Source organism: Streptomyces sp. NBC_00045 (assembly GCF_045041095.1).
GTDB lineage: Bacteria > Actinomycetota > Actinomycetes > Streptomycetales > Streptomycetaceae > Streptomyces.
On the sequence record NZ_CP108271.1, the window covers coordinates 2625162 to 2640093 of the forward strand.

The window sequence follows — 14932 nt, forward strand, 5'->3', positions numbered from 1 at the left end:
GGGGCAGGGGCGGGAACGACGGGGGTGTCAGGGCCGGGACTGCTGCGGGCCCCCGGACCCGGCGGAACCGCCCGGGGCGTCCGAGGTCGTCGGGGCGGTCGGGGTCGTCGGGGCATCCGGGGCGGGCGGGGCGATCGGGGCGTCCGGTCCGGCGGGGGTGGGCTCCGTACGGCGGTTGCGGCGCAGGAGGAGGAGGGTCGCGCCGCCGACCAGGACCAGGACGGCCACGCCGAGGGCGACGTACGGCCCGGCGTTCGAAGACTCCCCCTCCTCGGCGACGGGCGCGGGCGACGGGCCGGGGGCGGCGGGCGGGGCGGGCGGGGCCGTGGAGCCCAGGTCGGGCAGGGCCGGCAGCTTCGCGGTGGCATCGAGCGCGACGGCGAGGGAGACGGGGTCCATCTCGGTGCCCGCCTTATACATGGAACCGAAGGCCTGCGAGCCGCCCTCGGTGAGGGTCGCGGGGGCATCGGTGAGGGTGGCGAGTGCGCCCTCGGTCTTCAGCCCCTTGGCGTCGAACTCGACGAGCGGGACGGCGCCCTTCGTCTCACCGCCGGTGGTGACGTCCGCGGACAGGACGCCCTTGCCGTTCTCCACCGTGACGCGCGGCCTGCCGAGTTCGAGGTCGAGATGGACGCCGGTGAAATGGACCGTGCCGGCGAAGGAGGCGTCGAGCGTCCCCTTCGAGCCGTCGTACGCGCCCTTGCCCTGCGGGAACCGGAACAGCGCGCCGCCGTCCCGGGCCCCCTCGGCGAGGGTCCATCTGCCCTGGCCGACGGACCCGGTGACGTACTCGCGGAACGTGCGCCGGACACCCCAGTCGACGGCGGCGTCGGCGAACGCTCCCCGGGCGGCCTGCGGGTCCGGCGGAGGCTGCGGGGTCTGCCCCGGGGCGCTCGCGGACGGCGGGGTGCCGGCGGCCGGGGCGGCTTTGACGTCGACGGAGAGGGAGAGGGGGTCGAGCCGGTCGCCCGCCGAGTAGTAGCCCGCGAAGGCCTTGGCACCCTGGTCGGTGAGGGTGACCGGGACGCCGGTCAGGACGACGGGGCTGGCGCCGCCCTTCATGTTGATCCCGCCGAGGCCGAGGGTGGCGAAGGGAACCCGGGTCCGGGTGCTGACCTCGCCGGTGTCCTTGGCCTTGCCCGTGACGTCCGCGTAGAGGGTGCCGCCGCCTCCATCGATCTTGACGGTGGGGCGGCTGACCGTCAGGTCCAACTCGTACGCACCGTCCGGCTTCTGGTGGCCCTGGAAGCCGACGCCGCCGCTGAAGGAGGCCTCGAAGGCTCCGGAGTCCGGATCGTAGGAGCCGGTGGCCGAGTGGAAGCGGAACAGGCTGCCGCCGACCGTGGCGGCGCCGTTCTTCAGCTGGAAAGCGCCTTTCGCGACGGGACCGGTGACGTAACTCTGGAAGGAGGATTTGATGCCCCAGTCGAGCCGGCCCCCCTGTACGGGGCGTTCGGCCGCATGGGCGGCGGTCGCCGGGAGCAGGGCGCCCCACAAGGCCGCCAGGGTCGCCAACAGGGCGACTGTCGACGCGCGGGCCGGTCTTGCAGGCATGGACGCCCCCCAGGGCTAGTTAATAAGGTTAGGCTAACCTAAGCTACCTCCAGTCGGAGGGGAACCCCCGATTCCCCGGAACCTCGACCCGGCCCCCGAATCCCAGACCTCCAGCCGGACGATCAGGACGGTGCCTTCGTGCCTACGCCCGCCGCTTCAACCCGCCTGCCCCGCCGCGCCCTTGCCCTCGCCCTCGTCCTCACCGTCGCCGCGCTGGCACTGGCCGCCCTGACGGGCTGCGCGGGCACGTCCGCCACCGACTCCGGACCCGGCACGGCAGCCCGGCCCGCCGCCGTGCCCGACCGGGTGGAACCGCTCGCCCCGGCGCCGCTGCCCGCGCTCCCGGCGACCGTGTCCTCGGCGGACGGCCGGCAGGTGACGGTGACCTCCGTGGAGCGGGTGGTCCCGCTGACCGGCGGCTTGAACGAGATCGTCCAGACCCTGGGCCTCGGTCCCCAGGTCGTCGCCCGCGACATCACCGCCACCTTCGAACAGGCCGCGCAGCTACCGGTGGTGACCCGGGGTCACGACGTGTCGGCCGAGAGCGTGCTGTCGCTGCGCCCGACCCTGGTACTGGCCGAGACCACCACCGGCCCGGCCGAGGCGATCGGGCAGATCCGCGACGCGGGCGTCCCGCTGCTCGTCGTCGCCCCGGCCAAGTCCCTGGAGGACGTGCCGAAGCGGATCGGGACGGTCGCCGACGCGCTCGGCGTCAAGGACGCCGGGGTGCGATTGAACCAGCGCACCGCCGAGCGGATCGCCGCCGTCCGCAAGGACATCCCCGCGACCGCGGCCACCGGGAAGAAGCCCCGGGTGGCCTTCCTCTACCTGCGCGGCACCGCATCCGTGTACCTGATGGGCGGCTCCGACTCGGGGGCGGCCTCACTGCTCGAAGCGGCCGGCGCCGTGGACACGGGCCAGGAGTCGGGGCTCGGCAAGGACTTCACCCCGATCACGAGCGAGGCCCTGGCGGCTGCCGCGCCGGACGCCATCCTGGTCATGTCCAAGGGGTTGGAGTCCGTGGGCGGCACGGAAGGCCTGGTGAAGATCCCGGGCGTGGCGCAGACCCCTGCCGGAATGGACCGGCGGGTGGTCGCCGTCGACGACGGCGTCCTCTTGAACTACGGCCCGCGCACGGACCAGGTGCTGGGCTCCCTGATCTCCCAGCTCTACGGAAGGACCGCGTGACGTGACGGGACGGAACACGGTCACCGCGGCCGCCCCGGACCTCGTCCACGGGGAGCCCCGGACGGACGGGGCGCCCCGCCGGACCGAGGCGTGGCTGGCCGTGGGGCTGGTCGTCGCGCTCGGGGGGCTGGCGCTGGTGTCCGCCGGGGTGGGGGCCTACGGGATACCCGTCGGAGAGGTCCTCGGGTCCGTCCAGCACCGCCTGGGGCTCGGCGGAGCCCCGCTCGACCGGGTGGGCGAGAGCGTGCTGTGGAACGTTCGGCTCCCCCGGGTCGCGCTCGCCCTGCTCGTCGGTGCGAGCCTGGGCTGCGCGGGGGCCCTGATGCAGGGGGTGTTCGGCAATCCGCTCGCCGAGCCCGGCGTCATCGGGATCTCCGCGGGCGCCGCCGTCGGCGCGGTGGCCGCCATCGGACTCGGGCTCGGCTTCTTCGGCAACTGGACCATCACCGCCTGCGCGTTCGTCTCCGGGCTCGTCACCGTCGGCTCCGTCTACCTCCTGTCCCGCAACGGCGGCAAGACCGAGGTCGTCACCCTCATCCTGACCGGCATCGCGGTCAACGCCTTCGCCGGCGCCCTGATCGGCCTGTTCGTGTTCTTCGCGGACAGCGGCCAGGTCAACCAGATCACCTTCTGGCAGCTCGGCTCCCTCGCCCAGGCCACCTGGCCCAAGGTGCTCGCCGTCCTACCGTGCGCGCTGGCCGGCCTGACGATCGCTCCCTTCTACGCCCGCAAGCTGGACCTGCTCTCGCTGGGCGAGCGGCCCGCCCACCATCTCGGCGTGGACGTGGAACGGCTGCGCGTCGTGCTCGTCCTCGTCGTCGCGCTGCTCACCGCGGCCGCCGTCGCCGTGGCCGGCATCATCACCTTCGTCGGGCTGCTCGTCCCACACCTGCTGCGCATGGCGAACGGCCCCGGCCACCGCTCCCTGGTCCCGGGCAGCGCCCTCGCCGGCGCTGTGGTGCTGCTCGGGGGCGATCTAGCCGCCCGGACCATCGCCCGGCCGGCCGAGCTGCCGCTCGGCGTGCTGACCGCGCTGATCGGCAGCCCCTTCTTCTTCTGGCTGTTGCGCCGTACCCGCCGCAAGCAGGGAGGCTGGGCGTGAGCACCCCCTTCTCCCTCCCCTTCTTCCGGCGCGGCGGGCGCGGGGTTCCCGCCCGGCCGGCCCCCGGTGCGGCGGTCGCCGAGGCCGTCGGCCTCCACGTCAGGCTCGGCGGGCGCACGGTGTTGGCCGGGATCGACCTGACCGCCCGGGCCGGCGAGGTACTGACGCTGGTGGGCCCGAACGGCGCGGGGAAATCGACCCTGTTGGCCGCCCTCGCGGCCGATCTGCCCGCCGCCGAGGGCCTCGTACGGATCGACGGGCGGCCGGCGGGCGACTGGCCGGCCCCGGATCTGGCACTGCGCCGGTCCGTGCTGCCCCAGTCGGCGACCGTGTCCTTCCCCTTCCCGGTCGGGGACGTCGTCCGCATGGGCCGCGCCCCGTGGTCCGGCACCCCGCTCGCCGACTCCGACGAGGAGGCGGTGGCCGCCGCCATGGCCGCCACGGAGGTGGCGGACTTCGCCGATCGCCCCTTCTCCGCGCTCTCCGGCGGCGAACGGGCCCGGGTCGCCCTGGCCCGGGTGCTGGCCCAGCGGGCCCCGCTGCTGCTCCTCGACGAGCCGACCGCGGCACTGGACCTGCGCCACCAGGAGCTGGTGCTCCGGATCTGCCGGGAGCGGGCCGCGGCCGGGGACGCGGTGGTCGTCGTCCTGCACGACCTCGGGCTGGCCGCGGCCCACGCCGACCGGGCCGCCGTGCTGCACCGCGGGCGGATCGCGGCGGACGGGCCACCAGGCGAGGTGTTCGGGGACGAGCTGCTGAGCCGGGTCTATCGGCAGCCCGTCGAGGTGCTGCCACATCCGCGTACGAGGGTTCCGCTTGTGCTCCCCGTACGGGACGACGACCTTTCCGTCCTACGGAACGGCCACACCGACTTGACCTCCGCTTGACCTTTCTTTGGGCTGGACCTGAAGGCACCGTGACGGCCCCGTGTCCGGCGGTCGTATCTGTGGCCTGAATCACTGGACCCGCGAGCATGGGTCAGGTAAGCCTCGGTTAAGTTAGGTCCGCCTCACCGGCCGCCCTCCTGATCGGGGCGGCCGTCTGCCGAACGCCAGACAGCCAGGAGCCAGCCCATGCGCCCCGCCCGCCTCACCGCCCTCACCGCGGCTGCCGCCGTGGCCGCGCTCACCGCCGTCACCGGCTGCGCCGAGAAGAGCGGCGCCGGCGACGGGGCCATCAAGGTCGCCGCCTCCGACAGCGCCTGCGAGGTCTCCAAGACGGAGTTCCCGGCCGGCAAGGTCACCATCGAGGTCGAGAACAAGGGCTCCAAGGTCACCGAGGTCTACGTCCTCTTCCCGGACGACCGCATCGTCGCCGAGCGCGAGAACATCGGCCCCGGCACCAAGGCCTCCATCACCGCCGAGATCAAGGCCGGTGACTACGAGATCGCCTGCAAGCCCGGCATGAAGGGCGACGGCATCCGCCAGAAGGTCAAGGCCACGGGCAACGGCGCCGCCGAGAAGCGCAGCCCGGAGCTGGACGCCGCGGTCGCCGCGTACCGCAAGTACGTGCAGGAGCAGGCCGACGAGACCCTCCCCAAGGCGCAGGCCTTCGCGGACGCGGTCAAGGCCGGCGACGTCGAGGCCGCCAAGAAGGCGTACGCCGTGTCCCGCATCGGCTGGGAGCGCACCGAGCCGGTCGCCGAGTCCTTCGGCGACATCGACCCGAAGGTCGACGTCCGCGAGGACGGCCTGGAGGCCGGCCAGGACCCGGCGAAGGACTGGACCGGCTGGCACCGCCTGGAGAAGGCCCTGTTCGCCGACAACAAGATCGGCGACGACGAGAAGAAGCTCGCCGACCAGCTGATGACCGACCTCACCGGCTGGCAGAAGAAGGTCGGCCAGGCGGAGATCACCCCGACCTCCATGGCGAACGGCGCCAAGGAGCTGCTGGACGAGGTGGCCAGCGGCAAGGTCACCGGTGAGGAAGAGCGCTACAGCCACACCGACCTGGTCGACTTCAAGGCCAACGTCGAGGGCGCCCAGAAGGCGTACGAGCTGCTCAAGCCGGCCGCCGCGAAGAACGACCCGGCCCTGTCCGCGGAGCTGGACAAGCAGTTCGCCGCGATGAACACGCTGCTCGACAAGTACCGCGCCGACAAGAACACCTACGACTTCGCCTCGTACGAGACGGTCGGCCAGGACCAGCGCAAGGAACTCTCGGACGCCGTCAGCGCGCTCGGGGAGCCGCTGTCGAAGCTTGCCGCCGCCGTCACCAAGTAACGCGTATCAGGGGTACGGACATGTCTGAGGACACCAGCACCACCACCACCGACGCAGCCGCCGAGTCCGCCGCGTCGACCGAAGCCGTCGCGTCCGCCACCGGCAGCGATGCCACCGGCGGGCCGTCCCGCCGGTCCGTGCTCGGCTGGGGCGGTGCCGGGCTCGCGCTCGGCGCCGCCGCGGCGGGCGGCACGGTCGCCGCGCTCAGCAGCGGCAGCGACGCGGTTCCGGCCGCGCTCAGCGGCTCCGCCGTGCCCTTCCACGGCGCGCACCAGGCCGGCATCGCCTCCGCCGTCCAGGACCGGCTGCACTTCGCCGCGTTCGACGTGAAGACGAAGGACCGCGCGGAGCTCGTCCAGCTCCTCAAGGACTGGACGCGGGCCGCCGAGCGGATGACGGCGGGCCTCCCCGTCGGCGAGGGCGCGGTCGGCGGCCTCCCCGAGGCGCCGCCGGACGACACCGGCGAGGCCCTCGGCCTCAAGCCGTCCCGCCTGACGCTGACCATCGGCTTCGGCGCCTCGCTGTTCGCCAAGGACCGGTTCGGCCTGGAGGACCGGCGCCCCGAGGCCCTGGTCGACCTGGAGCAGTTCCCCGGCGACAACCTGGACCCGGCCAAGAGCGGCGGCGACCTCTGCGTGCAGGCCTGCGCGGACGACCCGCAGGTCGCGGTGCACGCGATCCGCCAGCTCGCCCGGATCGGCTTCGGCAAGACCGCGGTGCGCTGGTCGCAGCTCGGCTTCGGCAAGACCTCGTCCACCACCCCGGACCAGCAGACCCCGCGCAACATGATGGGCTTCAAGGACGGCACCCGGAACATCGCGGGCACCGACACCGCCGCCCTCGACAAGCACGTGTGGGTCGCGGACGAGGCCAAGGGCGCCTCGGCGTGGATGGCCGGCGGCTCGTACCTGGTCGCCCGCCGGATCCGGATGCACATCGAGACCTGGGACCGCACTCCGCTCCAGGAGCAGGAGGACATCTTCGGCCGGGACAAGGCCGAGGGCGCACCGGTCGGCAAGTCGAAGGAGCGCGACGAGCCGTTCCTGAAGGCGATGAAGCCGGAGGCGCACGTCCGCCTGGCGCACCCCGACAGCAACAACGGTGTGACGATCCTGCGCCGCGGCTACTCGTTCACCGACGGTTCGGACGGACTGGGCCGGCTCGACGCGGGCCTGTTCTTCCTCGCGTACCAGCGGGACGTCCGCAAGGGCTTCATCCCGCTCCAGCGCAACCTGTCCAAGCACGACGGGCTCAACGAGTACATCCAGCACGTGAGCTCGGCCCTCTTCGCCGTCCCTCCGGGCGTCCGTGACAAGGACGACTGGTGGGGCCGGGCGCTGTTCGCGTAGTTCCGCGGAACGGAAAGGAACCGACGTGTTCAGCAACTACCTGATCGGCCTGCGTGAGGGGCTTGAGGCCAGCCTGGTCGTCTGCATCCTCATCGCCTACCTGGTGAAGACCGGGAACAAGGACAAGCTGGGACCGCTGTGGCTCGGCGTCGGCCTCGCGGCCGCGCTCAGCCTGGCCTTCGGCGCGGCGCTCGAATTCGGCACCTCGGAGCTGACGTTCCAGGCGCAGGAGGCGATCGGCGGCAGCCTGTCGATCGTCTCGGTCGGCCTGGTGACGTGGATGGTCTTCTGGATGAAGCGCACCGCACGGCACCTGAAGACCGAGCTGCACGGCAAGCTCGACGCGGCGCTCGCGATGGGCACCGGCGCCCTGGTGACGACGGCTTTCCTGGCCGTCGGCCGGGAGGGCCTGGAAACCTCGCTGTTCGTGTGGCGGTCGGTCCACGCGGCCGGTGACGGCGCGGGTCCGCTGGTGGGCGTGCTGCTCGGCATCGGATCGTCGATCGTGCTGGGCTGGCTGTTCTACCGCGGCGCGCTGAAGATCAACCTGTCCAAGTTCTTCACGTGGACCGGCGGGATGCTGGTCGTGGTCGCCGCGGGCGTGCTCGCGTACGGGGTGCACGACCTCCAGGAGGCCGAGTTCCTGCCCGGTCTCCTGAACAAGGCCTTCGACGTCAGCGCGGCGATCCCGCCGGACAGCTGGTACGGGACCCTGCTGAAGGGCACGTTCAACTTCCAGCCCGACCCGACCTGGCTCCAGGTCTCGGTGTGGCTGCTGTACCTGGTCCCGACGCTGCTCCTGTTCCTCGGGGTGTTCGCCCGCAAGGCGGCCCCCGCGGCGCCGGCACCGGCTCCGGCGGCCCAGCCGGCGGGCGTCCCCGCGAAGGCCGAGGGCAGCGGCTCGTAAGGCATCGGCGAAGGGGCCCGGATCGAGATGATCCGGGCCCCTTCCGCACGTCCGGGCCGGGTCACCAGAGGCGGTCGACGAGCCCCGGGTACAGGGCGATCCGTACGCCCGTGAACGCCGCGGCATCGGTGTGCGGGCCGGGGAAGTCCGCGAGGACCTCCTTGTCGAACCCGGGCGCGTCCGTGGCCAGCGGCTCCTCGGGCGTCCCGCCGACCAGTACCGTCCCGGGGAGCCGGGTGAAGCCGGCCGCCTCGTAGAAGGGGGCGAGCGGACGGTCGCAGCTGAACAGGACGAGGTCCACGGCCGGGTCGGCGGCCAGCGCCGCACGGGCCGCCGCCACCAGGTGCCCGCCGTGCCCGCGGCCCCGGGCCGTGTCCAGGGTCACCACCGCGCTGAGCCCGGCCGCGCGGTGGGTGCGCCCCGCGTGCCGGACCTCCTTGAACAGCAGGGCGAGGGAGGCGGTCACCGTGCCGCCCTCGTCCACGAGGACCATCACCTTGGGGGCCAATGCCGGGTCGTGCCCGCCGCCGGCGCCGGGCCAGGCCTGCGCCTCCAGGGCCGCGACCTGCGCGGCGAGCCCGCCCGGGAGCTCGGCCTGTGCGTAGGCGAGCACCGTCATCACGGCCGGGCCTCCGCTGCGCGCCGCCGCTTCCTGCCGCGCGCCACAGCGGCGCCCCGCACGGGCGTCTGCCCCGGCCGGACGGTTGCCCGGCCCGTACGCCCCGCCGGGGGCGTACGGACAGCGCGGACCACCGGGCCGGGCAGAGCCGCCGGGGCCTCTGCCCGGTAGGCGGGTGCCGCCACCAGGCCGTGGCTCATCCGATCCGGACCCCGCTGCCGCCCACCCTCACCCGCGGGTCACCGGCCCGCAGTTCCACCGTGAGGACCCCGGGCCGGCCCATGTCCTCGCCCTGGTGGAGGGTGAGCACGGCGTCCGCCGGGACCAGGCCGAGTTCGCGGGCGTACGCCCCGAAGGCCGCCGCGGCGGCTCCGGTGGCCGGGTCCTCGACGACGCCGCCGACCGGGAACGGGTCCCGTACGTCGAACAGCGCCGGACCCGCCCGGTGCACCAGCTGGACGGTGGTCAGGTCCAGGCGCTGCATCAGCGCCTCCAACCGGGGGAAGTCGTACGCGAGGTCCGCGAGCCGGGCCCGGGTGCCGGCGCCGAGCACCAGGTGACGGTTTCCGGCGTAGGCGATCCTGGGCGGGAAGGCCGGGTCCAGGTCGGCCTGCGGCCAGTCCAGCGCGGCCAGCGCCTCGGCGAGGTCGTCCGGGGCGACGTCCTCGACGTGCGGTTCGACGCTGGTCAGGACGGCCCGCAGTCCCTCGTCGGTCGCGGTGACCGAGACGGGCACCGTCCCGGCCGGGGTTGCGAAGACGAGCTCGCCCGGACCGATCCGCTCCGCCAGCGCCACCGAGGTGGCCACGGTGGCGTGCCCGCAGAAGGAGACCTCCGCCTTCGGGCTGAAGAACCGCAGGGTGAAGGCCCGTCCGGGCTCCCCGCCGAGGCCGTGTGGCGGTGCGGTCAGGAAGGCCGTCTCGCTGTAGCCCAGGTCGGCCGCGATCTCCAGCATCCGGGCGTCGTCCAGGCCGCTCGCGTCGAGCACGACCCCGGCGGGGTTGCCGCCCGCGGGGTCTGCGGAGAACGCCGTGTAGCGCAATACCTCAGTCGTCATGATCGGCTCAACTCCGGCCCGGGGCACGGCATTCCCGCCGGTCCGCCCCCGCCGGCGCCGGCGGGGTTCAGCCCCGCCCGATGTACGGCATCGTCGTCGCCATCACCGTCGCGAACTGCACGTTCGCCTCCAACGGCAGCTCCGCCATGTGCAGCACGGTGCGCGCCACGTCGGCGGCGTCCATCACCGGCTCGACCGCCAGCTGCCCGTTCGGCTGGAGGATCCCGGTCTGCATCCGCTCGGTCATCTCGGTGGCCGCGTTGCCGATGTCGATCTGCCCGCAGGCGATCCGGTACGGGCGCCCGTCCAGCGAGAGCGACTTCGTCAGGCCCGTCATCGCGTGCTTGGTCGCGGTGTAGGCGACCGAGTTCGGCCGGGGCACGTGCGCGGAGATCGAGCCGTTGTTGATGATCCGGCCGCCCTGCGGGTCCTGCGCCTTCATCTGCCGGAAGGCCGCCTGCGCGCACAAGAAGGACCCGGTCAGGTTGACGTCCACCACGTGGCGCCAGGCCTCGTAGGCGAGGTCTTCCAGCGGGACCCCGCCCGGGCCGAACGTGCCGGCGTTGTTGAAGAGGAGGTCGAGGCGCCCGTACTGCTCCCGTACCGCGGCGAACAGTGCGGCCACGTCGTCCGGATCGCTCACGTCCGCCGGTACGCACAGCACGTCCGCATCGGCCCCGGCCGCCTTCGCCGTCTCCTGGAGCGGTTCGGTCCGGCGGCCGGCCGCGGCCACCGCCCAGCCCGCGGCGGCCAGGGTCAGGGCCACGGAGCGGCCGATGCCGGAGCCCGCACCGGTCACGAGGGCGATCTTCTTCCCACTTGCGTTCATGGGGCCGCAGGGTACGTCACATGTCGCATCGCTCCACGGACGTTCCGATAGCTGAGAGCATGGGTCGGTCGGGGGTGTGAAAAGACGACGAAAAGACTGGAGTTCCGCATGTCGGAGAGAGGCCCCGCGACGGCCCCCTCGCACGAGCCGTCGCCCGAGACGCCCTCCGCACCGCAGACCGTTTCCACACCGAAGACCAAGTCCGCCCGCAGGACCGGACTGCTCGTCACCTTCATACTCGGCGGCCTCAGCGCCCTCCCCCCACTGTCCATGGACATGTACCTGCCGGCCCTGCCGGAGGTCACCAGCGCCCTGCACAGCCCGGCCGCCACCATCCAGATCACCCTCACCGCCTGCCTCGCCGGCATGGCGCTGGGCCAGGTCGTCATCGGCCCGATGAGCGACAAGTGGGGCCGGCGCCGGCCCCTTCTCTTCGGCATGGTCGTCTACGTCCTGGCCACCGCGATCTGCGCCCTCGCCCCGACCGCGGAAATGCTGATCGGCTTCCGCCTGATCCAGGGCCTGGCCGGGTCGGCCGCGGTCGTCATCGCCCGGGCCGTCGTGCGCGACCTGTACGACGGGGTCGAGATGGCCCGGTTCTTCTCCACGCTGATGCTCATCTCCGGCGTCGCCCCGATCATCGCCCCGCTCATCGGCGGCCAGATCCTGCGCTTCGCCGACTGGCGCGGGGTGTTCGTCGCCCTCACCGGTGTCGGCGCCGTGCTCACCCTCGTCGTCTGGCGCAGCCTCGGCGAGACCCTGCCGCCCGAGCGGCGGCAGACCGGCGGCGTGGGCTCCGCGCTGCGGACCATGCGCGGGTTGCTCGCGGACCGCGTCTTCGCCGGGTACACCCTGACCGGCGGCTTCGCGTTCGCCACGCTCTTCTCGTACATCTCCGCCTCGCCGTTCGTCGTGCAGGAGATCTACGGGGCCTCGCCGCAGACCTTCAGCCTGCTGTTCGGCCTCAACTCGGTGGGCCTGATCGCCGCCGGGCAGGTCAACGGCAAGCTGCTGGTCGGCCGGGTCCGCCTGGACAGGGTGCTGGGGGGCGGGCTCGCCGTCATCACCACGGCCTCGGTGGCGCTGCTGCTGATGTCCTCGGGGGTGTTCGGGGCGGTCGGGCTGGTACCGATCGCGGCCGCGCTGTTCGTGCTGATGACGGCGATGGGCATGGTCCTGCCGAACACCAACGCGTTGGCGTTGATGCGCACCCCGCACGCGGCCGGCTCGGCTTCCGCGCTGCTGGGCACCTCCTCGTTCCTGGTCGGGGCGATCGCCTCGCCGCTGGTCGGGATCGCGGGCGAGGGCACGGCGGTGCCGATGGCGGTGGTCCAGCTGGTGTGCTCCCTGCTGGCGGTGGGCTGCTTCACCGCGATGTGCCGGCCGTGGCAGAACCGGGAGTCCGCGGTCTGAGCCTCGGCGGGCACGGCGCCCGGGGTGCACGGCGTTCGGGGTGCGCCGGGCGCCGTAAACTTCGCTGGTGAACGCCTCCGCCTCCGTCCCCACCACCGCCGAAACGCTCCGGTCCGCGCTGGGCGGGCTGCTCGACGGGCTCCCGCCGAAGCAGGCCACCGCCGCCGTCGAGCGGCTGATCGCCAACTACCGCGGCCGGACCCCGACCGACGCACCCGTCCTGCGCGACCGCTCCGACGTGGCCGCGTACGCGGCGTACCGGATGCCGGCCACCTTCGAGGCCGTACGGTCCGCCCTGGACGCCCTCGCCGAGGCCGCCCCGCAGTGGTCCCCCGGCTCCCACGTCGACGTGGGCGGCGGCACGGGCGCGGCGACCTGGGCGGTGGACGCGACCTGGGACGGCCCGCGCGGCACCACGGTCCTGGACTGGGCGGAGCCGGCGCTGGCCCTCGGCAAGGAGCTCGCGGCGTCCTCCGGATCGCAGGTGCTGCGCGCCGCCGAGTGGCGGCGGGCCGTCATCGGATCGGAGCTGGCCCTCCCCGGGGCGGACCTGGTGACGGTGTCGTACGTCCTCGGCGAGCTGACGCCGGAGGCCCGCCGGGCCGTGGTCGCCGAAGCGGCCCGCGCCGGGCAGGCGGTGGTGCTGATCGAGCCGGGCACGCCCGAGGGGTACCTGCGCATCCGCGAGGCCCGCGACCAGCTGATCGCGGCGGGGCTGAGGGTCGCCGCGCCGTGCCCGCACGACGGCACCTGCCCGATCGAGGTCGGGCAGGACTGGTGCCACTTCTCGGCGCGGGTCAGCCGGTCCTCGCTGCACCGGCAGGTCAAGGGCGGCTCCCTGCCGTACGAGGACGAGAAGTTCAGCTACGTGGCCGCGACCCGCTTCCCGGTGGAGCCGGTCCCCTCCCGGATCACGCGGAGGCCGCAGATCCGGAAGGGGCTCGTCCTACTGGACCTGTGTGGTCCGGAGGGCGAGGGCCTGACCCGGGCCACCGTGAGCAAGCGCCACGGTGACCTGTACAAGGCGGCGCGGGACGCCGACTGGGGCCAGGAGTGGCCGCCGGCCACCCGGTAGCACCCCGCGGCCGCTACATCCGCAGCTCCTGGGTGCAGCACTTCACGCTGCCGCCGCCCTTGAGCAGCTCGCCCAGGTCCATGGGGACCGGCTCGAAGCCGCGGTCCCGCAGCGGTGCGAACAGCCCGGCCGCTGCCTGCGGGAGCAGGACGTGCCGGCCGTCCGAGACCGCGTTCAGGCCGAGGGCCGCCGCGTCCTCGTCGCCGGCGATCAGCGCGTCCGGGAACAGCCGCTTGAGCACGGCCCGGCTGCCGGGCGAGAAGGCGGACGGGTAGTACATGACCTCGTCGCCGTCGAGCACGCAGAGCGCCGTGTCCAGGTGGTAGTAGCGCGGGTCCACCAGGTCGAGGCCGATGACGGGCCGGCCGAAGAACTCCTGCGCCTCGTCGTGCGAGAGCGGGCTGGAACGGAAGCCCCGGCCGGCCAGGATGTAGCTGGCGGTGACGGCGAAATCGCCCTCGCCCTCGTTGACATGGGACGGCTCGTGGATGTCCTCGAAGCCGTGGGACCGGAACCATTCGAGGTGGATCTCCGCCTCGGCGGCGCGCTCCGGGTAGGCGAACCGGGCGCCGAGCACCCGGCCGTCGACGACGAGGGCGCCGTTCGCGGCGAAGACCATGTCGGGCAGCCCGGGGTCCGGTACGAGCGTCTCGACGGTGTGGCCGAGCGAGCGGTAGCGGTCCCGGAGGTCTTCCCACTGGGCGTGTGCGAGGGGCAGGTCCACCGGTTTCGTGGGATCCATCCACGGGTTGATGGAGTACGTGACCTTGAAGTGTGCGGGTGGGCACATCAGGTAGCGCCGGGGTGTGGCGTCTCTGCGCAAAGAAGGCTCCTCACGACTCACGGAGATGTCGAGAGAATCGTCTCTCCTCAACCGGGACCGCGCAGTGAACTGATTGGGTGGTTTACGGAATGACACGAAGACGAGACATCTCGCGTTGCTAATTTGTCCGGATGAGCAGCAGAACCTCCGACGGGAAAGCCCCCGACCCCGCCCGCCGCAGCGACCGTTCCCGGCGGGCCATCCTCGACGCGGCGCTCGCACTGGTCGGTGAGGTCGGCTACGACAAGCTGACCATCGAGGCCATCGCCGCCCGTGCGGGCGTCGGCAAGCAGACGATCTACCGCTGGTGGCCGTCCAGGGCCGCGGTCCTGCTGGACGCCTCGCTCGCACTCGGCGCGGACGCGGAGGCCGAAAGCGGCTGGACCGGCTTCCCCGACACCGGGGACCTCGCCGCCGACCTCAAGCTGGTGCTGCGGGCGACGGTCGACCAGTTCAACGACGAGAAGTACGCGGCCCCCACCCGCGCCCTGACCGCCGCCGGGGCGACCGACCCGGAGCTGGGCGCCCGCTTCACCGAGCAGCTGCTGGAGCCGCAGCTCGCCCTGTACGAGGCACGGTTGCGCACCGCCCGGGAGGCCGGGCAGCTCGCACAGGACGTGGACCTGCGCCTGACGGTGGAGATGCTCGTCGGGCCGCTGACGTACCGCTGGCTGATGCGGACGGCGCCGCTGACGCACGCGTACACGGACGCACTGGTGGACCGGGTGCTGGGCGGGGTGGCGAAGGTCACCGACGACTGACGGGTGATGGCCGGGCGGGGACAATTGGCCGAA

General features: G+C 73.1%; 14 protein-coding genes. 9 read left to right on the plus strand and 5 right to left on the minus strand.

The features are described 5' to 3' along the window. Positions 1-27: 27 nt before the first annotated feature. Entirely contained in the window at positions 28-1554 is a 1527-nt protein-coding gene (locus OHA65_RS12310) for an HtaA domain-containing protein (RefSeq protein ID WP_327283169.1), read from the minus strand. A gap of 138 nt (positions 1555-1692) precedes the next feature. Between OHA65_RS12310 and OHA65_RS12315 the strand changes: the two genes are divergently transcribed. From OHA65_RS12315 to efeU, 6 genes are all read left to right on the plus strand, one after another. Further along, positions 1693-2742 carry a hemin ABC transporter substrate-binding protein gene (locus tag OHA65_RS12315; protein WP_405761865.1) on the plus strand — a complete coding sequence of 350 codons (1050 nt, stop codon included), beginning with the start codon at positions 1693-1695 and terminating at the stop codon, positions 2740-2742. A gap of 1 nt (position 2743) precedes the next feature. After that, positions 2744-3844 (plus strand): FecCD family ABC transporter permease, encoded by a 1101-nt coding sequence (locus OHA65_RS12320; protein ID WP_405761867.1) that lies wholly within the window; start codon positions 2744-2746, stop codon positions 3842-3844. After that, complete coding sequence (locus OHA65_RS12325; RefSeq protein ID WP_405761868.1) at positions 3841-4731, plus strand: heme ABC transporter ATP-binding protein; 891 nt, start codon at positions 3841-3843, stop codon at positions 4729-4731. The genes OHA65_RS12320 and OHA65_RS12325 overlap by 4 nt, the downstream gene beginning before the upstream one ends. A gap of 186 nt (positions 4732-4917) precedes the next feature. Further along, positions 4918-6066: an iron uptake system protein EfeO gene (gene efeO / locus OHA65_RS12330; protein ID WP_371643392.1), complete on the plus strand. Its 1149-nt coding sequence runs from the start codon at positions 4918-4920 to the stop codon at positions 6064-6066. Positions 6067-6086: 20 nt separating this feature from the next. Further along, complete coding sequence (gene efeB / locus OHA65_RS12335; RefSeq protein ID WP_371643394.1) at positions 6087-7415, plus strand: iron uptake transporter deferrochelatase/peroxidase subunit; 1329 nt, start codon at positions 6087-6089, stop codon at positions 7413-7415. A 25-nt stretch (positions 7416-7440) separates the two neighbouring features. After that, the gene (gene efeU / locus OHA65_RS12340; RefSeq protein ID WP_327283174.1) at positions 7441-8322 is read left to right on the plus strand and encodes an iron uptake transporter permease EfeU; all 882 of its coding nucleotides are present in this window, start codon (positions 7441-7443) and stop codon (positions 8320-8322) included. Positions 8323-8383: 61 nt separating this feature from the next. On the opposite strand, the gene OHA65_RS12345 is transcribed toward efeU, so the two are convergent. The 3 genes from OHA65_RS12345 to OHA65_RS12355 all read right to left on the minus strand — a co-directional run bounded on the left by OHA65_RS12345 (position 8384) and on the right by OHA65_RS12355 (position 10827). Then, entirely contained in the window at positions 8384-8941 is a 558-nt protein-coding gene (locus tag OHA65_RS12345) for a GNAT family N-acetyltransferase (RefSeq protein ID WP_327283175.1), read from the minus strand. A 196-nt stretch (positions 8942-9137) separates the two neighbouring features. After that, positions 9138-9998: a PhzF family phenazine biosynthesis isomerase gene (locus tag OHA65_RS12350; RefSeq protein WP_327283176.1), complete on the minus strand. Its 861-nt coding sequence runs from the start codon at positions 9996-9998 to the stop codon at positions 9138-9140. Between the two features lie 67 nt (positions 9999-10065). After that, complete coding sequence (locus tag OHA65_RS12355) at positions 10066-10827, minus strand: SDR family oxidoreductase (protein ID WP_327283177.1); 762 nt, start codon at positions 10825-10827, stop codon at positions 10066-10068. A gap of 108 nt (positions 10828-10935) precedes the next feature. On the opposite strand from OHA65_RS12355, the gene OHA65_RS12360 reads away from it, so the two are divergent. Both OHA65_RS12360 and OHA65_RS12365 read left to right on the plus strand, forming a co-directional pair. After that, entirely contained in the window at positions 10936-12240 is a 1305-nt protein-coding gene (locus tag OHA65_RS12360; RefSeq protein ID WP_327283178.1) for a multidrug effflux MFS transporter, read from the plus strand. 67 nt (positions 12241-12307) lie between these two features. After that, a complete protein-coding gene (locus tag OHA65_RS12365; protein ID WP_327283179.1) occupies positions 12308-13315 on the plus strand; it encodes a small ribosomal subunit Rsm22 family protein in 1008 nt (335 codons plus the stop codon). A gap of 13 nt (positions 13316-13328) precedes the next feature. On the opposite strand, the gene ddaH is transcribed toward OHA65_RS12365, so the two are convergent. Continuing rightward, positions 13329-14138 carry a dimethylargininase gene (gene ddaH / locus OHA65_RS12370; protein WP_327283180.1) on the minus strand — a complete coding sequence of 270 codons (810 nt, stop codon included), beginning with the start codon at positions 14136-14138 and terminating at the stop codon, positions 13329-13331. Positions 14139-14269: 131 nt separating this feature from the next. On the opposite strand from ddaH, the gene OHA65_RS12375 reads away from it, so the two are divergent. Continuing rightward, positions 14270-14899, plus strand: coding sequence for a TetR/AcrR family transcriptional regulator (locus tag OHA65_RS12375; protein ID WP_327283181.1), 630 nt, complete (start codon positions 14270-14272; stop codon positions 14897-14899). The last annotated feature ends 33 nt before the right edge of the window (positions 14900-14932 follow it).

Bases quoted from the DNA above. Each gene is read 5' to 3' on its own strand.
- OHA65_RS12310 (WP_327283169.1), bottom strand. From the start codon at position 1,554: ATGCCTGCAAGACCGGCCCGCGCGTCGACAGTCGCCCTGTTGGCGACC.
- efeO (WP_371643392.1), top strand. From the start codon at position 4,918: ATGCGCCCCGCCCGCCTCACCGCCCTCACCGCGGCTGCCGCCGTGGCC.
- efeB (WP_371643394.1), top strand. From the start codon at position 6,087: ATGTCTGAGGACACCAGCACCACCACCACCGACGCAGCCGCCGAGTCC.
- OHA65_RS12345 (WP_327283175.1), bottom strand. From the start codon at position 8,941: ATGACGGTGCTCGCCTACGCACAGGCCGAGCTCCCGGGCGGGCTCGCC.
- OHA65_RS12350 (WP_327283176.1), bottom strand. From the start codon at position 9,998: ATGACGACTGAGGTATTGCGCTACACGGCGTTCTCCGCAGACCCCGCG.
- OHA65_RS12355 (WP_327283177.1), bottom strand. From the start codon at position 10,827: ATGAACGCAAGTGGGAAGAAGATCGCCCTCGTGACCGGTGCGGGCTCC.
- OHA65_RS12360 (WP_327283178.1), top strand. From the start codon at position 10,936: ATGTCGGAGAGAGGCCCCGCGACGGCCCCCTCGCACGAGCCGTCGCCC.
- OHA65_RS12375 (WP_327283181.1), top strand. From the start codon at position 14,270: ATGAGCAGCAGAACCTCCGACGGGAAAGCCCCCGACCCCGCCCGCCGC.